Below are 25335 nucleotides of genomic sequence, written 5' to 3' on the forward strand. Positions count from 1 at the left end.
GAATTTAAGAGTTGCTGTTCACTTTGTGCCCGGTAACATATAAGAGACTTTGGACAGATACGGTGGAACTGCGTGTATTTGTCCAGAGTCTGTTTATAACTAATGTAGTGAACGTAAGATAATGTGGATTATTTCCTGCTCTTGCACGAACCTTGTCTTATATTCAGTGTATTGGTGCATAATAAAATCCATTTTGCCGGATGGGTAAAATGTCAGGAGAAAGTCGTATGAGTATTTATACAAAGAATGGTGACAAGGGAACTACCAATCTTGTCCATACGAAAAACGTTTCCAAAGCGGATGACCGAATCCAGCTGGAGGGAACCATAGATGAACTTTCCTGCCATATTGGAGTGTTGAAAACCATGATCAGAGATGGAGATACCATCCGTTTCCTGGAAAAGATCCAGGAAAATCTGACCAGAATTGATGCAGGAGTGGCAGATCCATATAATAGAGAGTATAAGATCAATGATGACAAGACAGAGCTTTTAGAGGAAGAGATTGACCGTTTGACGGGGCTTTTTCATATGCCGAAGGAGTCCTCATTACCTGGGGCTTGTCGCTTGTCTGCTGAGATTGATGTGACTTGGGCTGTGGCCAGAAGAGCGGAGCGTGATCTTGCCGCTGTAAGTGTAAAGTTTGGTTCTGACACAGGAAGTAAGAAATATATGAACCGTCTGGCCGACTATCTGTATGTGCTTGCACGCTACGAAGAAGCGGAGGCAGCAGGTCAGAAGACGGGAACGTCAAAGCTTGTAGAAACTGACGCATCTTCTGAAAATACGGAACTACATGCAAGTGGAACTGAGAAAGTGGCAGGAGGAAGCGTGAGCGTGGATACGAAAGTTGAAAATTCTCTCATATCTGGTACCTCTGATTCTGTAGACGAAGCTGTAATTCAGGCAGTACTGCGCCGCATGGGTATGCAGAATAAGATTACACTGGATGGAGCGAAGAAGCTGATCGGGAAAATCGAACAGGAAGCCCTTCGTCGCGGTAAGAAAGCGGTGATTGCAGTTTGTGGTCCGGAAGGAAATCCAATTGCCGTTCATGTAATGGACGGAGCATTTCTGGTAAGCTTTGATGTCGCTTTGAAAAAAGCTTATACTTCTGTTGCGGTGAAAATGTCCACCATGGAATTATCTAAACTGGCTCAGCCAGGCGGAACTTTTTATGGCGTAGATAAGATGGATGGTGGAAAAATCGTGATTTTCGGAGGCGGTGTGCCGTTGAAATCCGGAGATACGATTATCGGAGGTCTTGGTATAAGCGGAGGCACAGGAGAGGAAGATCACAGCCTGGCAGAATATGCATTGTCCGTATTACCGGAAATATTGTAGTTGGAATATAGTACAAGGATTATGACAGGGAAAGGCTATTTTTTCAGGAAAGAGAAAAAGCCTTTCTTTTTTTCGTACGGAGCTTTTGAGACAGAAAGCAGTTTATAACCTGTTTTATCAATAGTCTCTTTCAGTTTTGCTTCATCAAGATCATTTTCTGTAAGGATAATCGTCTCTCCTTTTGTATGGGATGAGGTGACTTTTTTTACAGAAAAGTTATTACGAATACTTTCGTTAATGTGGGATTCACACATTCCACACATCATTCCGTCTATTTTTAATGTAATCTGCTGCATAATTTAATCTCCCTTTTTTAATAGATTTGCCATAAATGTCCTGGCGGTATGTTTTCAAACACGCTCTAAGCTGTGTAATCAAATTTCACAAAGGACAGCTCGCAGTTTGCAATACGGCTGCAGATATTTACTGCTGAATACATTACCACGGAAAATTCTCCGTCAATAGTATCCACATGAAGATAACGTCCGTCAGCGGAGATTCTGGCGTGTTTCACATCGCCTCGCTCTGTCAGTTCTTTTATGATTTCATTTGCCAGGTCTTCCGTAACAGTTTTTGATAAATGATAACATCTTCCCATGATTCAACAGCTTCCTTTCGTCATACTTATGTTAGTTGCTTCTAATTGAAAATATTATAGCACGTTTCAGAAAAAAGAAAACTTCAGTTACAGATAAAATTTATCATTTAAGTGTCGAATTATGTGAGAATTTTACGACCGAATTTCGTTGTAATGGCAACCGGCTTTTGTTAGAATAAAAGAAACGAAAGAGAAAAACAATTTCTGATTTTCTGCGGCGTTCTGCAGCAGTATGTGCGGACAGTTTTCTGCCATGGGCTAATCTGCCTGATCAGCAGCAATTCCATCATCCGGTTACTTGAAAACCTGCTACATAAGGGTCCTGGAATAAGAGACCATTCTGGAAAAATGGCATATATAGCGAAAACAAGAATAAGCTATGGCTTTTTTCGAGTCTTAACAGCAAAAGAAAACGCATAAAATGCGTCAACGTAGCCTGTAAAAAATACAGGAATGATTCTCTGTCGTTTTTCTTACGACGAAAAAAATCACATCTTTAGCATATCTGAGAAATAAGAGAAAAAGAAGTCAATTCTTTTTTTGTGGGCGGGCGTCCGGCCAATGCTCGCCCTCCTAATCAGCTTTTCTTATATTTTCCTGGTGTAGTTCCTTTGTATTTTTTAAATGTACGTATAAAATAGCTCAGATCATTAAATCCATTTCGATATGCAATATCTGTAATAGAATCATCGGTTGTGGAGATTTCATAGCAGGCTCTCTCAATGCGCTGCCTGTTCAGATAATCCATGGGAGTCTGATGGGTCATTTCGGAGAAAAAACGGCAAAAGTATTTGGGTGACATGGATACGGAGGCCGAAAGCTGTTTTAGTGTCAGAGCCCCCGTATAGTTGTGCTCAATGAAATCAAGTACCTGTTTCAGCTGTAAAATTCTCTTATAATCACGTCTTGCGCGTGTTATACTATCAAGATAGTAATGATTACTAAAAACAATACCAAAAAAGTGGTAAAATTGTCCAATTACAGTGAGCTCGTAGCCAGGTTCTCTTTTCCAAAGAGAATCAAAAAGACTGTTTATTGTATTGTAGACTTCCATATGCTTTGGTGTAAAATGATGATAGATCAGAATTTCCTGATGAATAATCTTCTGCATATATCCTGCACAAACAGAATTATTTTTGAGGAAAACATTTCCGTCGAAAACAATGCACTGATAAAGACAATTATCAGGAATTCCACTGTGAAGTATTCCACTATGTACAAAAATGATGTCTCCGGCAGTTGCAATGAAACTTTTTTCGTCTAAAGTGACAGTGAGAGAGCCCTCAAGAATACGAATGATTTCATATTCTACATGCCAGTGATAGGACATTACATAGCGCGGATGAGTCTGATCAATATGATGAAATTCAAAAGGAAAATCATATGTTCCCCTTAAACGGTCTTCATTATGGTCCAGATCCTGCAAAATAAATTCCTCCTTAGGTTAATTTGATGGATTTTTTACAAAATAATCAAAAAAGTGAATATTGTACTATTTTTTGCCATTATATCACAAGTAATTACGGTTTGGCAATTGTATACTATGAACTATAGGAAACAGAGAGGTTTTTTAGTGAAACCTCTTAAAAAGAATATATTTATTATGGAGGTAATGAATCATGGCAAAGAGCAGATTAGTAGGTAGCTATCCGGTTATCGGTATCAGACCAACAATCGACGGACGTAGAGGAGCACTCGATGTCAGAGGATCTCTTGAAGAGCAGACAATGAATATGGCTAAATCCGCTGCGAAACTTTTTGAAGAAAACCTGAGATATTCCAACGGTGAGCCTGTTAAAGTTGTTATCGCTGATACAACAATCGGACGTGTAGGTGAAAGTGCTGCATGTGCTGACAAATTCCGTAAAGAAGGTGTAGACATCACACTTACTGTTACACCGTGCTGGTGCTATGGCGCAGAGACAATGGATATGGATCCTCAGACAATCAAAGCTGTATGGGGCTTCAACGGAACAGAAAGACCAGGAGCAGTTTACCTTGCATCCGTTCTTGCTACACATGCACAGAAAGGTCTTCCGGCATTCGGTATCTATGGACATGATGTTCAGGAAGCTGATGACACATCTATCCCGGCAGACGTTGAAGAGAAATTACTCAGATTCGGACGTGCAGCAGTTGCAGCTGCTTCCATGAGAGGCAAATCCTATCTGCAGATCGGTTCCGTTACAATGGGTATCGGCGGATCTATCATTGATTCCGATTTCATCGAATCCTATCTTGGAATGCGTGTTGAATCCGTTGATGAGGTAGAAATCATCCGTCGTATGACAGAAGGCATCTACGATCACGCAGAATTTGAGAAAGCTCTCAAATGGGCGAAAGAGACCTGTAAGATTGGTTGGGACAAGAACCCTGAAGAACTGCAGTTCTCCCCAGAGAAGAAAGAAGAGCAGTTTGAGTTCGTAGTTAAAATGGCAGTTATCATCAAAGAGCTGATGAACGGCTGCGATAACCTTGATCCTGCATTCTCCGAGGAAGCAATCGGACACAACGCTCTGGCAGCTGGTTTCCAGGGACAGAGACAGTGGACAGATTTCTATCCAAACGGTGACTTTGCAGAAGCTATGCTGAACACATCCTTCGACTGGAACGGAGCTCGTGAGCCATACATCCTCGCTACAGAGAATGACGTTCTCAACGGACTTGGAATGATGTTCATGAAACTTCTTACAAACAGAGCTCAGATCTTCGCTGATGTTCGTACATACTGGAGCCCAGAGGCTGTTAAGAAAGCTACAGGATATGACCTTGAAGGCGTAGCTAAAGAAGCTGGCGGATTCCTTCACCTGATCAACTCCGGTGCTGCTTGCCTTGACGCTAACGGCGAAGCTAAAGATGAAAACGGCAATGCTGTTATGAAACAGTGGTGGGATATCACAGAAGAAGACCAGAAAGCTATCATGGAAAACACTGAATGGTGTATGGCTGACAACGGATACTTCCGTGGAGGCGGATACTCCAGCCGTTATGAAACAAAAGCTCAGATGCCTGCAACAATGATCCGTTTGAACCTTGTTAAAGGACTTGGACCGGTTCTGCAGATTGCTGAAGGATGGACAGTTGCTCTTCCAGCAGAAGTATCTGACAAACTTTGGAAACGTACAGACTACACATGGCCATGTACATGGTTTGCTCCAAGATGCGATGGCAAAGAGGGACCGTTCAAGACAGCTTATGATGTAATGAACAACTGGGGAGCTAACCACGGTGCTATCTCCTACGGACATATCGGAGCTGACCTGATCACAATGTGCTCTATGCTTCGTATCCCGGTATCCATGCATAACGTTCCGGAGAAAGATATCTATCGTCCGGCAGCTTGGAATGCATTTGGAATGGATAAAGAAGGTGCAGATTTCAGAGCTTGCAAGAACTATGGACCTCTTTATAAATAATTAGCTTTTTATAATTTAACTGCTTTCTTTCACTCCCCCAGGACAATGAAGGAAAGCTGAGAGAGCGGGACTTTTGTCTCGCTCTTTTATTGTCTGGGGCTCTTTATCGGACATACATTCGCATGATTTCACGCCCGGATTCCCGATTTTTCTGTGAAATTGTTTATAAAAACACCTCGCGGAACATTACCGGTGAATAGTAACTGTTGCTGTAAAATAATGGGAAAATATGAGAAAAATGGTTGCAAGTTTTTCCTGGTGTGTTACAATGAAAAACAGAAAATGTATATAAGAGGGAAAAGAGGATATATATGAAGAAAAAGCTGGGAATGTTGCTGGCTGTGCTTCTTACTTTTTGCATGACTGTGGGAGTTTTTGCAGATGCAGGAAAGACACAGCAGGTTGATTATAAAACAGATTACTATATGATTGTAGAATCGCCTGATGGCGGTGTTGACATGTATTCAGAGGCAGATGCTTCCAGCCCGAAGCTGAATGATGAGCTGATTCCTAATGGAACTGCGATCCATGTAGAAGGAGAGACCACAGATGAAGCTGGAAAGGTATGGGTATATGCTCAGCTTCATGGCATGTTTGGTTTCCTGGAAGAGAATTATCTGAAGCCGGCTACTCTTGCCGAGGCAGTGGCATCAGAGCTTGCCTTATACGGAAGTAAGGATGAGAATTACAGTATTACAGTGAATGCTAAGGAAGACGGTTCCGTTTGCCTGTATAAAGGACCTGGAAAAAAGTACGGCACAGTTTCCGGAGGCTGTAATATAGCGAATGGTGAGAAATTATATATTGATACAGAAGTAGATACTGGTAAAGACGGTATCTGGGGACACACAGAGGCTGGTGATGTTTCTGGCTGGGTAAATATTGCAGAAGCCACCAATACGGAAGAGAGTACAGTAGAACTTGTTCCTGAAACTGAGAAAGAAGCGGAAGACAGTTCCCAATCTGTTCAGGATGGAGAGAATACTTCTGAAGTTGGAAAAGCAGGTACCGAAGGCAAAGACAGCAGTGATGTGGAGGCAGAGCCAACAGGCACTCCTACCCCGAAGCCTGAGAAGACAAGTACTCCTGCTCCGAAGCCGACCGGGACGAGTACTCCTGCTCCGGAACCGACTAAGAAAGCAACAGCAGCTTCAGAGCCAACTGAGACAAGTACTCCTACTCCGGAACCAACTGAGACAAGTACTCCCACCCCGGAGCCAAGTGAGACTATGGCGCCTACAGAAGAGGCAGCAGTAACAGTTGCTCCTTCAGAAAGTGCAGAACAGGAAGCGTCCAGCGAAAATGTGGAGAGCACAGATAAAGGAATGAATTCTGTTATCTGGATTCTGGTTGTAGTTATTATCATTGGCATCGCAGTGGTAATCTGGCTCCTTAAGAAAAAAGGAAAAAATAGTGAATCATAATAAACATGAATAATAAAAGCTCCGCCGGGAATCCGACGGAGCTTTTTAGCTGAAATAAAAAATTATTTGTTGATAACAACACCTTTCTGAAGCATAACGTTTGCGTAAACAGCTTTCTCACCTGTAGCGATAATACAATATGCTTTCTTTGCCTCTTCATAAAATGCGAAACGCTCGATATTTCCAACTGCCTCGGCGCCACGTTCATCATGTTTGGAAACAATCTCTTTGTATGTATCCCAGATTGGAGTTTTTACCGGATCGCCAGGCATAACTTCCATCAGGGTAACTGGTTTCTCTACATAAGAATCAAGAGGGATAACAGTAAGGATAGCGTCCAGAAGTTCTGGAACTCCATGTCCGTCGCAGCGAACAACAATTGCATCTTTACCCATTGATTCTACTGGGAAGTTGCCGTCCGCGATAACGATGCGGTCGCTGTGTCCCATCTCGCATAAAACTTTTAAAAGCTGTGGTGAAAGTATTTCTGGAATTCCTTTTAACATAATATATTCTCCCTTCGTTCTTTCTCAGAAATCTGGCACAGTAATCTATAAAAACTGATACCGGTTCCGAAAGTATTCTACTCTATAAGTTACCTTTCTTTGCTGGATTTTTCAAGGTAAAATTTTACGCAAAAAGATGAAATATTTACTGTTGACAGAAATTTGGAAAAGAGTTAATATGAATTAAAACAGAAACGTTTCGGTTTCTCGAAAAACAGAAGATTCACGGCCTGTATCAGCAGGCAGAAGGAGGAGAATATGCCACTTGTTACATCTAAGGAAATGTTGTTGAAGGCTCAGCAGGGCGGTTACGCAGTTGGTGCATTTAATGCAGAGAATATGGAGATGGTGAAAGCTATCATTCAGGCAGCTGAGGAGTTGAAAGCACCTGTTATGATCCAGACTACTCCATCTACTATTAAATATGGCACTCTTGAGACCTATCAGGCAATCGTTGCAGCAGAAGCTGCAAAGGCTTCCGTTCCGGTTTGCCTGCACCTTGACCACGGCAGTAGCTTTGATCTCGCGATGAAGGCTCTGAAGGCTGGATATACTTCCGTGATGATTGACGGTTCTAAGCTGGATTATGAAGGAAACATTGAGGTGAGCAAGAAGGTGGCTGACGTAGCAGCTTCTATGGGAATCCCATGCGAGGCAGAACTTGGTAAGGTAGGTGGTAAGGAAGACGACCTGGTTGCAGTTGCAGATACCAATACCGATCCACAGGAAGCCAGAGAATTTGTAGAGCGCACCGGCGTTACTTCTCTTGCGGTAGCAATCGGCACAGCACATGGCTTCTATGTGGGAACTCCTGTTCTTGATAAGGAGCGTTTAAGTGAAATTCGTGAAGTTGTAGATATTCCTCTGGTTCTTCATGGCGCTTCCGGCCTTAGCGATGAGGATGTTATGGATTGCGTAAAGAGAGGAATCTGTAAGGTTAATTTTGCCACCGAGCTTCGTGCAGCATACTCCAAGGCTGTCAGAGAGACACTTGAGGATGAGAAGGTATTTGATCCTAAGGCATATGGCAAGGCTGGAATTGCAGCTGTGAAAGAGCTTGTAATGGCCCGTATGAAAGTTTGCGGCTGTGACGGAAAGGCTGAGTAAGAGGCTGATTTATGGCAGCGACGATGAAAGATATTGCCAGACGGACAGGACTTGGTCTGGCAACGATTTCCTCTTATTTCAATGGGGGGAATGTAAGAGAGAAGAACCGTATCAAGATCGAAGAAGCCATCGAAGAATTACATTACGAAGTAAATGAAGTTGCCCGCGGTCTGAAGACCAATGCGACCAAGACAGTGGGGGTTGTGATTCCAGAGCTGAACAATGTTTTCTGCGCAGAAATCATCAGTGGAATGGAGGATATCCTCCGAAGCCATGGATATGCAGCGATTGTCTGTGACTGCAGAACAGATAAGAAGCTTGAAAAAGAAGCAGTGGATTTCCTTACCCGGAAACGTGTGGATGGAATTATCAATATGCCGGTAGATATGACTGGAGCCCATCTGAATGAATTTCAGAAAACAGGTAAACCCATTGTGCTTATCGACCGTATGATCCAGGGAATATCCTGCGACTGTGTGCTGGTGGATAATGTAAATGCAGCTGAGAAGGCTGTTGGCATGCTGGTAGAAGAACAGCATCAGAAGATTGGTCTGATCGGTGGACCGGATGAGGTATTCACTGCCAGACAGCGTATGTTAGGATATATGAAAGCACTTAAGGCTCATGGAATTGCGGTTGATGAAAAGCTGATCTGTCATGGTGATTACACGATCCAGGGAGGGGTTCAGGCAGTAGAAGAGCTGGTGAAAGAGAATCCGGATATGACAGCTGTTTTTGTGACGAACTATGAGATGACTATGGGGGCAGTGATCGGGCTTAACGAGATGGGGGTATCCATGCCAGAGGAGATTTCCCTGGTGGGATTTGACAATCTGCCTTTTGCCCGTGCATGCAGACCTGCACTTACCATTGTTTCACAGCCCACAGAGAAAATTGCAAGGGAAACAGCACAGATCATGCTGGAACGGCTTGAAGGAAGAGATGAGCTTCCTGACCATATTGTACGGAAACTTCAGACTGATATTTTTATGGGGAAATCCATAAGGAGACAAGGATGAGCAAAGACTATTTATTAGGAATTGATATTGGAACCAGCGCGTGCAAGGTTGCCATATTTAACAAGAACGGAAAGGTGATGGCTTCCGCCAATGGGGATTACCCTGTTTATTATCCTCATGAGGGATGGGCGCAGCAGAAGCCGGATGAATGGTGGCATGCGGTTTGCGGCGCTATTTGCGAATGCCTGGAGACAGGTAATATTTCAGGAGAGCAGATTGCCGGAGTGGGAATTGATGGGCAGAGCTGGTCGGCTATTGCCATTGACCATGAGGGAAATGTTCTGACAGATACACCTATCTGGATGGATACAAGAGCCCAGGAAATCTGCGACAGACTCAATAATGAAATCGGCAGTGAGAATATTTTCAATGTTGCAGGTAATTCTCTTCAGCCTTCTTATACCACAGCGAAGATTCTCTGGTATAAGGAGAATATGCCTGAAGTATATAATAAGATTTACAAGATCCTTCAATCAAACAGCTTTATTGCTTACAGACTGACTGGTGCCATCACACAGGATCTTTCACAGGGATATGGCCTGCATTGCTTTGATATGCGTACTGGTACCTGGGATGAAGTGATGTGTGAGAAACTGGGAATTCCTGTGGATTTTCTTCCGGAGATTGTTGCGTGCGATAAGGTAGTGGGAACTGTGACGGAAGAGGCGGCAACCCAGAGTGGACTGACTGTCGGAACTCCTGTAGTGGCCGGCGGTCTGGATGCAGCCTGTGGGACACTTGGTGCAGGTGTGATCCATCCGGGGGAGACCCAGGAGCAGGGTGGACAGGCTGGTGGCATGAGCATCTGCACAGATACATACAAAGCAGATCCAAGTCTGATCTTAGGATATCACGTAGTGCCAGGCAAGTGGCTTCTTCAGGGAGGAACTACCGGAGGCGGCGGTGTCATGCGCTGGTTTGAGAGAGAATTTGCAGCTTATGAGAGGAGCCGCAAGGCGGATACCGGGAAATCCTCTCTGGAACAACTGAATGAAATTGCCGAGGCAGTACCAGCCGGAAGTGAAGGCGTTGTGTTCCTTCCATATATGTCCGGGGAGAGATCCCCTGTCTGGAATCCATACGCCAAAGGCGTTTTCTATGGACTTGATTTTGCTAAGACCAAGGGACACATGGTAAGAGCCTGTATGGAGGGCGTAGCATTTTCCCTGCGCCATAATCTGGAGGTGGCTGAAGCAGCAGGTGCTAAAGCAGAAGTTCTTCGTGCTATGGGAGGTTCAGCCAATTCCCTTCTCTGGACTCAGATTAAGGCTGATGTGACAGGCAAGGCAGTGGTGGTCCCTGCTTCCGATACAGCAACCACATTAGGTGCTGCAATCCTGGCTGGCGTAGGAGTTGGATTTTATAAAGATTACGAGGAAGCGGTTTCCATGACAGTGAAAGAGACAAGACGCCATGAGCCCAATCCTGAGAATAAAGAAGTTTATAATAAGACATACCGTACATATAGGGATTTATATGAATCTCTGAAAGCTATGATGGTACGGAAGTAAGGAGGTATTTCAAGATGAAAGCAGCAGTTGTAGTTGCAAACGAGGATGTACAGTACCAGGAAATCGAAGAACCGCAGGCAAAACCAGGCTGGGTAAAGATTAAAGTAAAAGCTTCCGGCATTTGTGGCTCTGATGTTCCGCGAGTATTGAATCATGGTGTTCATTTTTATCCTATCGTTCTTGGACATGAGTTTTCTGGTGATGTAGTAGAAGTTGGCGAAGGGGTCACTAAGGTGAAAGTTGGCGACCGCGTTTCCGGGGCTCCGCTTCTTCCGTGCATGAAGTGTGATGATTGTCAGAATGGAAACTTCTCCTTATGTAAGCATTACAGTTTTATCGGTTCCAGGCAGCAGGGAAGTAATGCGGATTATGTAGTAATTCCAGAGCAGAATGCGATTCCTTTTGATCCGTCTATTTCCTATGAACAGGGTGCAATGTTCGAGCCATCCACAGTTGCTCTTCATGGACTCCTTCAGAATGATTATCAGGGCGGTCGCTGCGTAGCAATTTTAGGATGTGGAACAATTGGCATATTCACAATGCAGTGGGCAAAGATCTTTGGTTCCAAGAAGGTTGTCGTATTTGATATTAGTGAGGAACGCCTGGATCTTGCCATGAGAATGGGCGCAGATGCAGTTATCAATACAACCAAAGAGAATTATATGGAAGAGGCTATGGCAATTACCGGTGGTAAGGGCTATGAATATGTGTTTGAAACAGCCGGACAGGTTCCCACTATGCATATGGCATTTGAACTTGCTGCGAATAAGGCACACGTATGCTTCATTGGAACACCTCATGCAGATCTTACATTTACACCAAAGCAGTGGGAGAATATGAATCGTAAAGAATTTAAACTTACAGGCTCCTGGATGTCCTATAGTTCCCCGTTCCCAGGCAAAGAGTGGGATCTTACAGCTCATTATTTTGCAACCGGTCAGCTGAAATTTGATCCGGGATTTATTTATCGCAAAATGCCAATGAGTCAGGCTCAGGAAGCATTCCAGCTCTATAAGACACCTGGTCTTGTAAAGGGGAAGATTCTTCTGATGAATGAGGATTGAGCATATGATACTGACAGTAACATTAAATGCAGCCATTGATAAGCGGTATGTGGTAAATAACTTTAAGACTGGAGAAGTGAATCGTGTAAAGGAATGTACTTATGTTCCTGGTGGAAAAGGTCTGAATGTATCCAAGCCGGCTTCAATTTACGGAGCAGAGGTGACTGCCACAGGTTTTGTAGGTGGTTATGCAGGAGCTTATATTGAGAATGCATTGAAACCGTTTGGTATTAAAAGTGCTTTTTATCATGTAGCTGCAGAAAGCAGATCCTGTATTAATATCTGGGATGAAGTTAATAAAGTTCAGACAGAATTTCTGGAACCTGGGTTTACCCTTACAGAAGAGGATTTTGCCGGATTTGAGGGAAAATTCTGTAATCTTGTAAAAGAAGCGAAAGTAGTTGCAATGTCAGGAAGTGTTCCGAAAGGACTTGATGGAACTGCTTATCAGCGACTTATAAAGATTGTAAAAGAGGCAGGAATTCCGGTTATTCTGGATACCAGTGGTAAACTTCTTGAAATGGGAATTGAAGCAGCACCTACTATGATCAAACCCAATATTGATGAAATCCGCATGCTCACAGGCAAGAAATGTGATAATATTCAGGATATTATAGATGCGGCGAAAGAGATTCATGCAAAAGGTGTGGAAATCGTAGCTGTTTCCCTGGGAGCTGACGGTTCTCTTGCAGTAGGTAATGAAGGAATTTTCCGTGCACTGGTTCCGAGAATAAATGCAGTGAACACAGTTGGGTGTGGAGATTCTATGATCGCAGGATTCGCACTGGGTTTATCCAGGAGACTTTCACTTCCTGAGACAATGAAACTGGCAAGTGCTATTTCAGCGGCAGCAGCCATGCGCGAGGAGACTGGATTTTTTGTGATGGAAGATATGGAAAAACTGCTTCCACAGATTGAGGTTACTAAATTATAAGAAAATGTAGTAAAAGATATTAAGCGAAAGTAAATTGCGTTGTAATTGAAAGCCATAGTGCAAAAGAAATGTTAAGGAGGATAAGAAAATGACAATGATTGATCCGGCAATTGTTCCGCAGAGAACACTTTATACTGGCGCTAAGATGCCAGCTGTTGGAATGGGTACTTTTGGAAGTGACCATGCAGATGCAGACGCAGTTTCTGCTTCTGTTGCAGGTGCACTTCGCGTAGGTTACCGTTCTTTTGATTGTGCTGCATGTTACGGAAATGAAGATATGATCGGAAAGATTTTCGCAGATGCATTTGCAGAAGGTATTGTAAAAAGAGAAGAACTTTTTATTGCCTCCAAAGTATGGAACGATATGCATGGTGACGGAGATGTACTGATTGCCTGTGCGAAGACCTTAAAGGATCTGAAGCTTGACTATCTGGATATGTATTATGTTCACTGGCCATTCCCGAACTATCATGCACCACATTGTGATGTGGATTCCAGAAATCCTGATTCCAAACCGTTTACAGTAGAGCGCTTTATGAAAACCTGGCGCCAGATGGAGCGCCTGGTAGATATGGGTCTGACGAAACATATCGGTATGTCTAATATGACAATCCCGAAACTGGAGGCAGTACTTCCACTTTGCAGAATTAAACCAGCTGCGATCGAGATGGAGCTTCATCCATGCTTCCAGCAGCCGGAGCTGTTTGATTATTGCAGAGCGCATGGTATTGAAGTGGTAGGATTCTGCCCAATTGGTTCTCCTGAACGTCCGGAACGTGATAAAATGCCAGAAGATATTGCGGATATTGAACTGCCAGAGCTGAAAGCAATTGCAGCGGCACATGGTGTACATCCAGCAGTTATCTGCATTAAATGGGCTGTACAGAGAGGTGCTTCCCCAATTCCATTCTCTTTGAAAGAGAAGAATTACACCATGAACCTGAAATGTGTCACGGAGGATCCTCTGACAGAAGAAGAGATGGAAACCATCCGTTCCCTTGATAAGAATAACCGTCTGATCAAAGGCCATGTATTCCTGTGGGAAGGTGCAAAGGACTGGCACGATCTCTGGGATGAGGATGGAGTGATTGTAAAATAATGGTTATAATTTCAAAGATTCTTTGAATATCTTACACAGCAGAAAAGCTGCAGGGTTTATAATGCTTATAACTTTGCAGCTTTTTTTGTTACTAGTACATCGAATATTAAGTAACTGCCATATTGACTTGTCTGATTTCTTCATCTGCTGCGTTGTCGTCGGTCGCCGTAGCCACCGCTGCGCCTCTTTCCTCCGCCTTGCATATGAAGAAATCATCCTGCGTCAATATAGCAGATACTTAATTTTCGATGTACTAGTAAACAGTAACCAATGTTTTTTAAACAAACTCTGGAATTGTTTGTTTAGTTTGCATGATTTTATGGTATGTGATAATATAATATTTAGCTGAAATTAATAGAATACCATGTGCAAACAGGCACCGGGGGGGGGAGCCGATGAGGTACATGCTGTGTATAGAAAGGGAAAGCGAAAACTATGTATCGAATTTTACTTGTAGATGATGAGATCCTGGTACGTGACGCCATAAAGGAGAATATTGACTGGAAGTCCATGGATTGCCAGCTTGTAGGAGACTGCGAAAACGGAAAGCAGGCAGCAGATTTTGTGAAGAGCCATCCGGTAGATATTGTTCTCACAGATATTTTGATGCCGTATATGGATGGAATGGAACTGAGCCATTTTCTGCATGATAATTACCCGGAGATCGTAATTGTGATCTTCAGTGGCTTCGGGGAATTTGAATATGCAAAGAAAGCAATTCAGTATAATGTAAGCGAATACATGCTGAAGCCGGTAACTGCTATGGAGCTCAGAGAAGTTATTGGCAAAATGAAAGAAAAAGTAGATCTGCAGAGAAAAGAAAAGAAGAAAATAGAATCCCTCACAAAGACATCTCAGGATTATCACAAAAATGCTCTGGTGATTCGTTCGAAAGCGATTGAATCTCTGGTAAGCTGTACGCGGGATGTGCAGGAGAGCCTGGAGGAATTGTCTGGAATGGGAATTAATCTGGAGGCAGCATCTTATCGGGTTGCGTTATTTGACATGGATCTGTTTTCCGATATTCATCAGATTGATATGGAAAAACGCCAGGAGAGCGCATTAATGGCTTTTGTTTTATTTAATGTTGCAGATGAGATCGTGACAGACCGTAATGCAGGAATTGCCTATCAGGAAGGAAATAACCGGGTGTGTATCCTCTTTATGGGAAACCGCAGCAGGGAGTTTTCCAGAGAAATACAGGAAATCTGTCAGGAAATCCAGAAAAAAGTAAAAGAAGTGATCGGCATTGAAGCTTCAGCAGGAATTGGGGGCTGGGTAAGGAATCCCGGAGATACGATCCAGTCTCATAACCAGGCTGAGAAGGCGATTGAACTACGCTATTTACTGGGCGGAAATCTGCTCATTGACACAGAAACACTGAATCCGGAGAGAAGTATTTCTTTGCAGCAGCCATTAAGCGATATGGTAGATGGAATCAAGAAAGGCAATGAAGCTGAGATGAATCAGGCTCTTTCTGTTATGAAATCTGAGATCAAAAAGGCCAGAGTGGATAAAAGTCAGGCCTGTGTCTGCCTTCAGATGATTCTGCGCCATGCAGGAAGCTGCTGGGAAGCTCTTTCTTCTGAGAATGAAGATCTGTTCCACAAAAGAGAAATTCTCATGGGACGGGTAACCGAACAGAAAACTTTTAAGGAAGCTTTTAAAATGGCAGAGGACTATGTTCACGAGGTATTCGAAAGGTGCTCTTCCCTGAACAGCTCCAGCGGTCAGAAGCAGGCGGTACTTGCTATGGAATATATTCGCCAGCATTACAATGAGCCGGAATTAGGATTGAATGATATCTGCTCCTATCTGAATATTGGTACAAGCTATTTCAGTACTATTTTTAAGGAAGCCACAGGAGGCACTTTCCTGGAATTCCTCAGTAAGACCCGTATGGAAAAGGCAAAGGAACTCCTGGAACAGACTGCACTTAAGAACTATGAGATTGCGGAGAAGGTGGGCTTTTCAGATCCCCATTATTTTGGAATTTCTTTTAAGAAAATGACAGGTAAGACTCCTACCGAGTATGCGAGGGAAAAAAGATCCATATGAAAAGAAAAGTACTGACGGCAGCCGGCATATGTATTGGAATTTTGATTCTTACAGAAGGCAGCAGGTATTTTGTTCAGAATCAGAAATGCCAGAAGCAGCTGTTTGCGATGGACACCTATATGGAGTTTACCGCATATGGTAAAAACAGCGAAAAAGCTGTAGATGCAGCTATAGAAGAAGTACAGAAACTGGATGCGATGTTATCAGCAGAAAACAGTAAAAGTGAAGTATATGCCTTAAACGAACAGGGAAATCTGCAGGCAACAGATGATCTGGCAGAACTGATCCTCCGGGGAAAAGAGATTTATCAGGAGACAGACGGACTTTTTGACGATACGATTTATCCGGTGATGAAGCTATGGGGATTTCCTACAGGTAATTATCATGTGCCTACAGCTGCAGAAGTACAAAAAAAACTGGCACTGGTGGATGAAAATAAAGTAGAAATACAGACCCGGGACTCTGATGAAAAGGGCAGGGACAGCAAAGAAAAAGCAAAGTTTGTAACGCTTGGAGCAGATCAGCAGATTGATTTTGGAGGAATTGCAAAAGGATATACAGGTCAGAAGCTGGCAGAGCTTTTTCAGGAATATGGCGTTTCTTCCGCATTGGTTTCTCTTGGAGGAAACATTCAGGCGATAGGGACGAAGCCAGACGGCAGCAGCTGGAAAGTGGGAATACGTGATCCAAAAGGCGGACAGCAGGATTATATTGGTGTTTTATCTGTGGAAAATCAGGCCGTAATTACTTCTGGCGGTTATGAGCGGTATTTTGAAGAAGATGGGAAGACCTATATTCATATCATCAATCCCAGGACAGGATATCCGGCAGATGGAGATCTGCTGTCTGTGACAATCGTATCAAGGGATGGTACACTTGCAGATGGAATGTCCACGGCTCTTTATATCATGGGTTATGAGAAAGCTTGTCAATTCTGGCGGCAGCACAGGGAAGAATTCAATGTGATCCTGGTAACAGATGATGGGAAGATTCATATTTCAGAGAATCTTAAGGAAAATTTTCAGACAGAATGTGATCTGGAAATGATTGAATCCGAAAGTGAATAATTGCAGCTATAAAAGAGTTGTTGACAGCAGGTGAATTATTTCTGCAGAAATCAGTAATGAAAGGTATGAAAAATAAAAAGTTGAAATGAATGAGAAAAATGCAAGGGAGAGCAGCCTATGAATGAAAACAAAAGAGAGCGAAAATTTCTTAAAGGCTTTAAAAGTATTCAAAGCACTATATTTGTGGCTGTTTCTGCTCTGGTTCTCTGTGCGGTGCTTGCAGCGACTGCAGTATCAGTAAGATATACGAATTCTACAGTTTATGAGAACTCTGCCATTTATACCCAGACAATTATACATCAGCTGAATCAGAATGTTGATTCGTATATTACATATATGGATAATATTGCCTCAGTTATTGCAAAAAGCCAGGATGCGTATCAGCTATTGTACCAGCGCATCGGTGAGGATGAGGCTGTAAAAGAAGGACACAGGAAACGTCTCCTGGAACAATTCAGTACGATACTGAAAGGCCGTGATGACATCTGCAACATTGGAATCGTGCAAAAAGATGGAGTTATGCTTATAAACAGCGGATATCAGGCTACCAATCCGGATCTGGATCTTTCCACTCAGGAGTGGTACACCAATGCAGTAGATAATTATAATCAGTATTGTCTCAGTTCTTCCCATGTCCAGCATGTGATTAAGGACCAGCGTCCGTGGGTGATTACATTAAGCCGCGAAGTCCACAATTTCTATGGCACGGGAAACAGTGACGGTGTTGTATTTATTGACTTGAATTACAGCGCTATCAGTGAGCTCTGTGACCAGAACAGCATTGGGGATAAGGGTTATGTATTTATTCTGGATCAGAATGGGAACATCGTTTATCATCCAAGCCAGCAGCAGCTGTATAATGAGCTTCAGACGGAGAACATTGATATTGTTATGAATGCCGACACAGATACGGTAGTAACAGGAGAGGGAGATGACGAAAAAATCTATACACTTGCCCGCTCTGAGATAACTGGCTGGACGATTGTTGGCTGCATGAATATGGCAGAGCTTTTAAAGAGCAGTAAAGAGGCCAATAACATATATGTAATGACGGCCATTGTACTGGTTGTGATCGCCATGCTTATTTCCAGCTTTATTGCCAGAAGCATAACTCTTCCGATTCAGAAGCTTCGTGATTCTATGGAAAGGGTTCAGGAAGGAGATTTCAAGGCAGCAGATGATCTGGTTATACCTTCCCAGAATGAAATTGGAAGTCTTACCACATCATTCAATGTGATGACCCATAAGATTGAAGATCTGATGGCACAGAATGTCCATGAACAGGAACTGAAGCGAAAGAGCGAACTGAAAGCTCTTCAGTCCCAGATCAATCCCCACTTTCTTTATAATACGCTGGATTCCATTATCTGGATGGCGGAAGGGAAGAAATATGAAGATGTAGTATTGATGACCGCTTCTCTGGCACGACTTTTGCGGCAAAGTATCAGCAACGAAGATGAAACGGTCCTCATCGGCCAGGAAATCCAGTATGTAAAGAGTTATCTCACCATTCAGAAAATGCGCTATAAGGATAAACTGGAATTTGAGATCAATGTGGATCCATCTATTAACAGTGTGCATATAGTGAAACTTGTACTTCAGCCAATTGTGGAAAATGCAATTTATCATGGTCTTAAATATAAGGAATCAAAAGGGATGCTTACTGTTAATGGATACCAGAAAGATGGAAATGCAGTTATCGAAATAGCAGATGACGGTGTGGGAATGGATGAGGAGACCCTGAACCGGATTTTTGAGAAGCATAAAGTCAATTATCGTTCTAATGGTGTTGGTGTATACAATGTTCAAAGACGTCTCAGTATGTACTATGGAAAGGAATATGGTCTGAGCTATAAAAGTGAAAAAGGAAAAGGTACGACTGTTACAGTGGTAATTCCGATCGAGCAGGAGGAACATCATGAAAAAGCGTAAACAATGGCTTATGCTTGTATGCATAGCGCTGGCGGTGTGTCTGGTTTCCGGAGGAATGCTTTATATTCGTCAAAAAAATAATAACAAAAAGTGGTCATTAATTTACATACCGAAAACAGAGGATGGAACCAATGACTTCTGGACCTCCCTGATTTCAGGGACAAGAATGGCGGCGCAGGAATGCGGTGCAGAACTGGAAGTGCTGGCACCGGAGAGAGAACAGGATGTGGAGGTACAGAATAAACTTCTGGAAGAGGCCATTGAGAAAAATCCGGATGCAATATTGTTTTCCCCTTCCAGCTTTGATGCTTCCGATGAATTATTGCAGGAGGCAAAAGATAAGGGAATCAAGATCACATTTATAGATTCCTATACAGAAAGCAATATTCAGGATATGACAGTTGCCACAGATAACCTGGAAGCAGGAAAGCAACTGGGGGAATATGCCAGAACTTTTTTAAATAAGGATTCCCAGATTGCAATTGTAAGCCATGTAAAAGGTGTTTCCACTGCAATCGAAAGAGAACAGGGCTTTCGGGAAGGTCTGGGGGATTATAATAAGAATGTTGTAGACGTAGTATATTGTAATTCCCAGTTTGATAAGGCTTCCCAGCTTACAGAAGAACTGATGGAGAAATATCCGAATCTTGAAATGATTGCAGGAATGAATGAATATTCCTCTGTAGGCGCAGCACGGGCGGTACAGAAACATGATATGGAAGACCAAATCCAGGTAGTGGGGGTAGACAGCTCCCAGGAAGCAGTTCAGCTTATGGAAAAGGGTGTCTTCAAGGGAATTGTTGTGCAGAAAGCGTTTAAGATGGGCTATCTGGGTGTAACGGAGACTGTGCGTATGCTGCAGGGCAAACCTTACGATGAGAATGTAAATTCCGGCTGTCAGCTTGTAACTCCGGAGAATATGTATTCCAGCGAAATCGAAAAGCTGATCTTCCCATTTAATACCATAAAACAGACTTTGTAGCTGTTCTGTATCTTCACAGCTGCACGTTTTGCGGAAGAGTTACCCGATTTATGCTGTACCAGATCTTTTTAATATACTCTGTCAGATAAAATGAGACCTCAGGTTCGATCCTTTTGCGTTTCTTACGTATGAAAAGGATTGAATTTGAGGTTTTTTGATTTTACACGGTAAAGTGTTAGTGCATATTTCACATAAAAGGTTAAAAATTTATGACCATACCGTAAATATTTAACCTTTTTCTGGAAAATATTCTATTACAATTGTGCAGAATTCAAGGTATTATATAGAAAACGCAGAGAGTGCAAAAAGTTATTGCTCAGGAAGAGTGAGGTAAACCTGGACAATAACAAAAAATCAAGGAGGGTGAAAAGTTGGAAAAGTTAAAACAAAATCCAATTGTGAAAAAGCTCGGCCTGAACAGAATCATGCTTGTCTGTATTCTTGTTCTTATGTTCGTAGTTTTCAAGGTAGTACTCGGAAGTAAATTCCCTGTTGGCGACAGTATCAAATCTACTTTGAACTATGTATACTTCCTGGGCTTTTTATCACTTGGAGTAACATTTGTAATTGCTACGGGAGGAATTGATTTCTCCATCGGACCGGTTATGTTCTGCTGTGCACTGGTTTCCGGTTACTGCATGACTTCTTATGGAGTTCCTTGTGCAGCTGCCATGGTTCTGTGTGTGCTCATTGGTCTTGCATTTGGTATATTTAATGGATGGCTGGTTTCTTATATGTCAGTTCCGCCATTTATCGTATCCATGGCTTCCATGAACATTGCAAAAGGTATTGCTTCTGTATTTACCAAGACACAGTCAGTCAGCTGGCCGCAGAGTTCTGATCCGGTAAACGGATGGTTCCGTAATATCACATCTTATAATGGATTCCCGGTTGGTCTTGTGATCTTCCTTGGAATGGCAGTGGTTTGCGGTATTGTTCTTTACAATACAAAGCCAGGACGTTATATCCTTTGTCTTGGATCTAACAGCGAGGCAGTTCGTCTTTCTGGTGTCAATACCAGAAAATGGAGAATGCTTGCATATGTGATCTGTGGATTCCTGGTAGGAATCGGAGCACTGTTCTTTGTAGCTACTTATACAACCGTTCAGCCAGGATATGGCGATCAGTATAACAACGAGGCAATTGCAGGCTGCGTAATGGGTGGTACATCCATGGTTGGTGGACTTGCTTCCATCGGCGGTACTGTAATCGGTGTATTTATCATCTCTCTTCTTCAGCAGGGAATCATGGCATTTGGTCTTGGCAAAGGACAGCAGATGATAATTACAGGTATCATTGTTATTGTAGCAGTTTACGCTGACGTTTCTGCAAGACGCAGAAAGAACTGATCATAAGGGAGGATTCGACAATGGGTGAAGTTATTTTAACTATGAAGGATATTGATAAGTCCTTTCCTGGAGTTCATGCCCTGGATCATGTTAATTTCGAAGTGAAACGCGGTGAAGTACATGCACTTATGGGAGAGAACGGAGCCGGAAAGTCCACACTGATGAAGGTGCTTACCGGTATTTACCAGAAGGATTCCGGAACAATTACATATAAAGGCAAAGAGACAGAATTTCACAATACCCGTGAAGCTCAGGATGCCGGAGTGGTAATCGTACATCAGGAATTAAATATGATCGGAGATCTGACTGTTGCACAGAATATCTTTATCGGACGTGAACCGAAGAAGGGAATCCGTGTAGACGACAAGAAGATGATCGAAGATTCCAAGAAATTATTTCAGGATCTGAATATTGAGATCAATCCGAGAGAAAAAATGAGTAATCTTACTGTTGGTAAGCAGCAGATGTGTGAGATTGCAAAGGCTATTTCCCACAAAGCTGAGGTGATCATTTTTGATGAGCCGTCAGCTGCTCTTACTGAGAAGGAGATTGCGGATTTATTTGAAATCATTAAAGACCTTCGTAAGAAGAATCTGGGTATTGTATACATCTCACACCGTATGGATGAGATCAAGGTCATCACAGACCGTGTAACTGTCATGCGAGATGGTGGCTATGTTGGAACCCTGATTACAGCAGACAGTACAAAAGAAGATATTATCAACATGATGGTTGGTCGTGTTATTTACGAAGATCCGAAGGATCATAGCATGGTTGCCCCAGATGCCCCGGTTGTTTTGAAGGTAGAGCATCTGAACGCAGGCAAGATGGTTCAGGATGTAAGCTTCGAGCTTCGTAAAGGTGAAATCCTTGGCTTCTCAGGATTGATGGGAGCAGGACGTACCGAGACAGCCAGAGCACTGTTTGGGGCAGATCCGAAACAGAGCGGTAAGATTTCCATTATGGGTAAAGATGGACAGCTCCATGAAGTAACCATCAACAGCCCACAGGATGCTGTTAAATATGGTATCGGTTATCTGTCTGAGGACAGAAGAAGATATGGAGTTGTTGTTCAGAAATCTGTAACAGAGAATACAACCCTGGCTACCATGGAAGAATATTGCAACGGTTTATTCATCAACAAAGCCAAAGAGAAAAAAGTTACAGAGAGATATGTAAAAGAGCTTGCAACCAAGACTCCTTCTACAGACCAGCTGGTAGTGAATCTTTCCGGTGGTAACCAGCAGAAGGTAGTTATTGCAAAATGGCTTACTCGTGACAGTGAGATCCTGATCTTCGATGAGCCTACAAGAGGTATCGACGTTGGTGCGAAGAACGAGATCTACAAGTTAATGAGCAAGCTTGCAGCAGAAGGAAAATCTATTATTATGATTTCCTCTGAAATGACCGAGATTCTCCGAATGAGTGACCGAATCATCGTTATGTGTGAAGGTAAGGTGACAGGAAATATTGATATTTCTGAAGCTACACAGGAACACATCATGAATAAGGCGACACGGAATATCGATTAAGGAGGACGTCATGACTAAGAAGAAAAAAAGTATTTTAAGTGATCAGAGATTTATTGTTTTGCTGGTTATCATTGCACTGTCTGCTGTTTTCTCCTTTATGAGTAAGGAGTTCAGACAGTACACCACAATCCTGAGTATGCTGGATTTCTCATATTATGACCTTCTGATGGCAATCGGTGTTACATTCCCGCTTATCACAGGCGGTGTAGACCTGTCAATCGGAACTGGTATGGTATGTTACGCATTGATCGGCGGAACACTTGTAAGAAGCAACAATGTTCCAGTAGTAGCAGCAATGCTGCTCTGTGTAGTGCTTGGAATTGCAATCGGCGCATTGAACGGTGTTCTCATTGGTATCATGAACCTGCCGCCATTCCTTGCTACTCTTTGTACCTGTATGATTACCCGTGGTGCTGGTTCTCTTTGCAGTGCTACACCATGGCCAACACTGAATCAGCCAGGCGGATGGTTCCATTCCATCTTTAAACTGACAATCGGACAGGGAAGAAGCGCTTCCCGTTACCCGCTCGGTTTCCTTTGGATGATCCTTCTGGTAATCCTGATGGAGTTTGTTCTGAATCATACAAAATTCGGACGTTACACCATCGCAATCGGTTCCAACAAAGAAGCAGCTGCTCTTTCCGGAATCAATGTTAAGTTTTACCATGTAATGGTATACGTAGTTTGCGGTCTGTTTACCGGACTTGCAGCTATCGCATACGCAGCAGTAACTCCTACTGTACAGCCTGGTACTGGTGCCGGACTTGAGATGGACGCAATCGGCGGTGTATTCGTTGGTGGTGTTGCAGCTTCCGGTGGTTATGGATCTGTAGTAGGAACTCTGGTAGGTATTTTCGTAATCATGCTGTTAAAGACCGGTCTTCCATATGTCGGTCTGCAGGCAAACTGGCAGCAGATCATCACAGGTGTTGTATTGATCGTTGCAGTATTGATCGATATCCTGAAAGAGAAAAAAAGTGCACACTAATAACTGAAACATACAGGCTGGCTTACAGACAGTCAGCCTGAAGAAAAGCAGAATTCTGTTTATAAGCAGAACAGCTGGTAAACAGCAACAATTTCATAACGGATGTGAAGCGTCGGAGAGTGTAGCGACGTATCATCATAAAAACTATATAATTTTTATTTCAAGGAGGAAGTAGTAAATGAAAGCAAAGAAAGTTATGGCATTGGTACTCTGTGCAGCAATGGTATCTGGTTTAGCAGCAACAACTGTTATGGCAGCTCCGGAAGATCAGTTTGAAGGACTTACAGCTAACGAAGCTTATGAGTTCCCTATGATGGTTAAATCCTTCCAGTCTACATACTGGGAAGCAGCTATGAAAGGTATGGACAAAGCTGCTGAAGAATTAGGTGTTACCTATACAGCACAGGGACCAAACAGTGAGTCCGATATCGCTGATCAGGTTAACATGATCAATACAGCTATCGCAGCTAATCCTGTTGGATTAGGACTTGCAGCTTGTGATACATCTTCTGTTCAGAAAGCTCTTCAGACATGTGTTGACAAAGGAATCCCGGTTGTTACATTTGATACAGGTATCGCTGATGCTCCGGAAGGATCTGTAGTTTGCGAAGTCTGCACAGACAACAATCAGGCTGGTTCTGTAGCAGCTGAGAACATGTATCCGGCAATCAAAGACGTTATCGCTAACGCTGACGGACAGGTTATCATCGGTGAGGTTAACCAGGATGCTACAGCTCTTAACATCCAGCAGCGTGGTACAGGATTCATCAATAAGATGATCGAGCTGATTAAAGCTGATGGAAAAACAGTAGCAGTTAAAGGTAATGAGTTCTATGTAAACGCAGCAGAGGGTGCTGACGCAGAAGAAGCTGACGCAGACGTTGTTATCCAGGTTGCAGTTCCGGCACAGACAACTGTAGAGCTTTGCTCCACAGAGGCTCAGGCTATCCTTTCCCAGGAAAACTGTATCGCAATCTTCGGTTCCAACCAGGTTTCTGCAGAGGGTGTTCTTGCAGCTAACGCTAACCTGAACGTTCTTGGTTCTGACGCAGCTAACGGCGACGTTATCGGTGTTGGTTTCGACGCTGGTTCTATCATTAAAGCAGCTGTAACAGATGGCACATTCCTTGGTGCAGTTACACAGTCTCCTCTGATGATGGGATATTATGCAATCTACGCTCTGACAGCAGCTGCTAACGGAGCTGAGCTTGAGGATGTTCCTACAGCTGGTTATTGGTATGATTCTACAAACATCGACGATGAAAACATCGCTCCAAACCTTTACGACTAATTAAAAAGTAAAGAGACGACACAACGTCCAATGTTTGCAGGTTTATAAACTGTGAATGAAACAGACCCCTGGGGCATTGCCCCGGGGGTTTTCTGGGTGAAAGAGGAATTATTGC

General features: G+C 43.1%; 21 protein-coding genes. 17 read left to right on the top strand and 4 right to left on the bottom strand.

Annotated features, from left to right (window positions below):
- Positions 1-227 precede the first annotated feature (227 nt).
- The gene (locus tag PGQ38_RS03630) at positions 228-1343 is read left to right on the top strand and encodes a cob(I)yrinic acid a,c-diamide adenosyltransferase (RefSeq protein ID WP_173717927.1); all 1116 of its coding nucleotides are present in this window, start codon (positions 228-230) and stop codon (positions 1341-1343) included.
- A gap of 35 nt (positions 1344-1378) precedes the next feature.
- Here PGQ38_RS03630 and PGQ38_RS03635 read toward each other — a convergent pair whose 3' ends face one another.
- From PGQ38_RS03635 to PGQ38_RS03645, 3 genes are all read right to left on the bottom strand, one after another.
- Positions 1379-1639 (bottom strand): heavy-metal-associated domain-containing protein, encoded by a 261-nt coding sequence (locus tag PGQ38_RS03635; protein WP_173734867.1) that lies wholly within the window; start codon positions 1637-1639, stop codon positions 1379-1381.
- 65 nt (positions 1640-1704) lie between these two features.
- Positions 1705-1941, bottom strand: a complete 237-nt coding sequence (locus tag PGQ38_RS03640) for a hypothetical protein (RefSeq protein WP_118577765.1) — start codon at positions 1939-1941, stop codon at positions 1705-1707.
- A gap of 577 nt (positions 1942-2518) precedes the next feature.
- Entirely contained in the window at positions 2519-3367 is an 849-nt protein-coding gene (locus tag PGQ38_RS03645) for a helix-turn-helix transcriptional regulator (RefSeq protein WP_204452950.1), read from the bottom strand.
- A 193-nt stretch (positions 3368-3560) separates the two neighbouring features.
- Between PGQ38_RS03645 and PGQ38_RS03650 the strand changes: the two genes are divergently transcribed.
- Positions 3561-5357 carry an L-fucose isomerase gene (locus tag PGQ38_RS03650; protein WP_118577763.1) on the top strand — a complete coding sequence of 599 codons (1797 nt, stop codon included), beginning with the start codon at positions 3561-3563 and terminating at the stop codon, positions 5355-5357.
- A 311-nt stretch (positions 5358-5668) separates the two neighbouring features.
- Complete coding sequence (locus tag PGQ38_RS03655) at positions 5669-6781, top strand: hypothetical protein (RefSeq protein ID WP_270430828.1); 1113 nt, start codon at positions 5669-5671, stop codon at positions 6779-6781.
- Between the two features lie 62 nt (positions 6782-6843).
- Here PGQ38_RS03655 and PGQ38_RS03660 read toward each other — a convergent pair whose 3' ends face one another.
- A complete protein-coding gene (locus PGQ38_RS03660) occupies positions 6844-7287 on the bottom strand; it encodes an RbsD/FucU family protein (RefSeq protein ID WP_118577760.1) in 444 nt (147 codons plus the stop codon).
- A 258-nt stretch (positions 7288-7545) separates the two neighbouring features.
- On the opposite strand from PGQ38_RS03660, the gene PGQ38_RS03665 reads away from it, so the two are divergent.
- From PGQ38_RS03665 to PGQ38_RS03730, 14 genes are all read left to right on the top strand, one after another.
- Positions 7546-8394 carry a class II fructose-bisphosphate aldolase gene (locus PGQ38_RS03665; RefSeq protein ID WP_173717930.1) on the top strand — a complete coding sequence of 283 codons (849 nt, stop codon included), beginning with the start codon at positions 7546-7548 and terminating at the stop codon, positions 8392-8394.
- Positions 8395-8405: 11 nt separating this feature from the next.
- Positions 8406-9413, top strand: a complete 1008-nt coding sequence (locus PGQ38_RS03670) for a LacI family DNA-binding transcriptional regulator (protein WP_173734870.1) — start codon at positions 8406-8408, stop codon at positions 9411-9413.
- Positions 9410-10924 carry a xylulokinase gene (gene xylB / locus PGQ38_RS03675; RefSeq protein ID WP_173770691.1) on the top strand — a complete coding sequence of 505 codons (1515 nt, stop codon included), beginning with the start codon at positions 9410-9412 and terminating at the stop codon, positions 10922-10924. Before PGQ38_RS03670 ends, xylB begins: the two co-directional genes overlap by 4 nt.
- A 14-nt stretch (positions 10925-10938) precedes the next feature.
- Positions 10939-11988 (top strand): galactitol-1-phosphate 5-dehydrogenase, encoded by a 1050-nt coding sequence (locus PGQ38_RS03680; protein WP_118577758.1) that lies wholly within the window; start codon positions 10939-10941, stop codon positions 11986-11988.
- Positions 11989-11992: 4 nt separating this feature from the next.
- Positions 11993-12922, top strand: a complete 930-nt coding sequence (gene pfkB, locus PGQ38_RS03685; RefSeq protein ID WP_204452947.1) for a 1-phosphofructokinase — start codon at positions 11993-11995, stop codon at positions 12920-12922.
- A gap of 88 nt (positions 12923-13010) precedes the next feature.
- Positions 13011-14021: an aldo/keto reductase gene (locus PGQ38_RS03690; protein ID WP_118577756.1), complete on the top strand. Its 1011-nt coding sequence runs from the start codon at positions 13011-13013 to the stop codon at positions 14019-14021.
- Between the two features lie 435 nt (positions 14022-14456).
- Entirely contained in the window at positions 14457-16079 is a 1623-nt protein-coding gene (locus PGQ38_RS03695) for a response regulator (protein WP_173770688.1), read from the top strand.
- Positions 16076-17146 carry an FAD:protein FMN transferase gene (locus tag PGQ38_RS03700; protein ID WP_204452945.1) on the top strand — a complete coding sequence of 357 codons (1071 nt, stop codon included), beginning with the start codon at positions 16076-16078 and terminating at the stop codon, positions 17144-17146. Before PGQ38_RS03695 ends, PGQ38_RS03700 begins: the two co-directional genes overlap by 4 nt.
- Positions 17147-17263: 117 nt before the next feature.
- Positions 17264-19078 carry a sensor histidine kinase gene (locus PGQ38_RS03705; protein ID WP_204452943.1) on the top strand — a complete coding sequence of 605 codons (1815 nt, stop codon included), beginning with the start codon at positions 17264-17266 and terminating at the stop codon, positions 19076-19078.
- On the top strand, positions 19065-20060 hold the full coding sequence (locus PGQ38_RS03710) for a substrate-binding domain-containing protein (RefSeq protein ID WP_195379218.1): 996 nt from the start codon (positions 19065-19067) through the stop codon (positions 20058-20060). The genes PGQ38_RS03705 and PGQ38_RS03710 overlap by 14 nt, the downstream gene beginning before the upstream one ends.
- Before the next feature lie 371 nt (positions 20061-20431).
- Positions 20432-21409, top strand: a complete 978-nt coding sequence (locus PGQ38_RS03715) for an ABC transporter permease (RefSeq protein ID WP_204452942.1) — start codon at positions 20432-20434, stop codon at positions 21407-21409.
- Between the two features lie 20 nt (positions 21410-21429).
- Positions 21430-22941 carry a sugar ABC transporter ATP-binding protein gene (locus PGQ38_RS03720; protein WP_204452939.1) on the top strand — a complete coding sequence of 504 codons (1512 nt, stop codon included), beginning with the start codon at positions 21430-21432 and terminating at the stop codon, positions 22939-22941.
- Between the two features lie 10 nt (positions 22942-22951).
- On the top strand, positions 22952-23929 hold the full coding sequence (locus PGQ38_RS03725) for an ABC transporter permease (RefSeq protein ID WP_204452938.1): 978 nt from the start codon (positions 22952-22954) through the stop codon (positions 23927-23929).
- Between the two features lie 178 nt (positions 23930-24107).
- Positions 24108-25220 carry a substrate-binding domain-containing protein gene (locus tag PGQ38_RS03730; protein ID WP_204452936.1) on the top strand — a complete coding sequence of 371 codons (1113 nt, stop codon included), beginning with the start codon at positions 24108-24110 and terminating at the stop codon, positions 25218-25220.
- The last annotated feature ends 115 nt before the right edge of the window (positions 25221-25335 follow it).

Source organism: Blautia faecis, assembly GCF_027662325.1.
GTDB lineage: Bacteria > Bacillota > Clostridia > Lachnospirales > Lachnospiraceae > Blautia_A > Blautia_A faecis.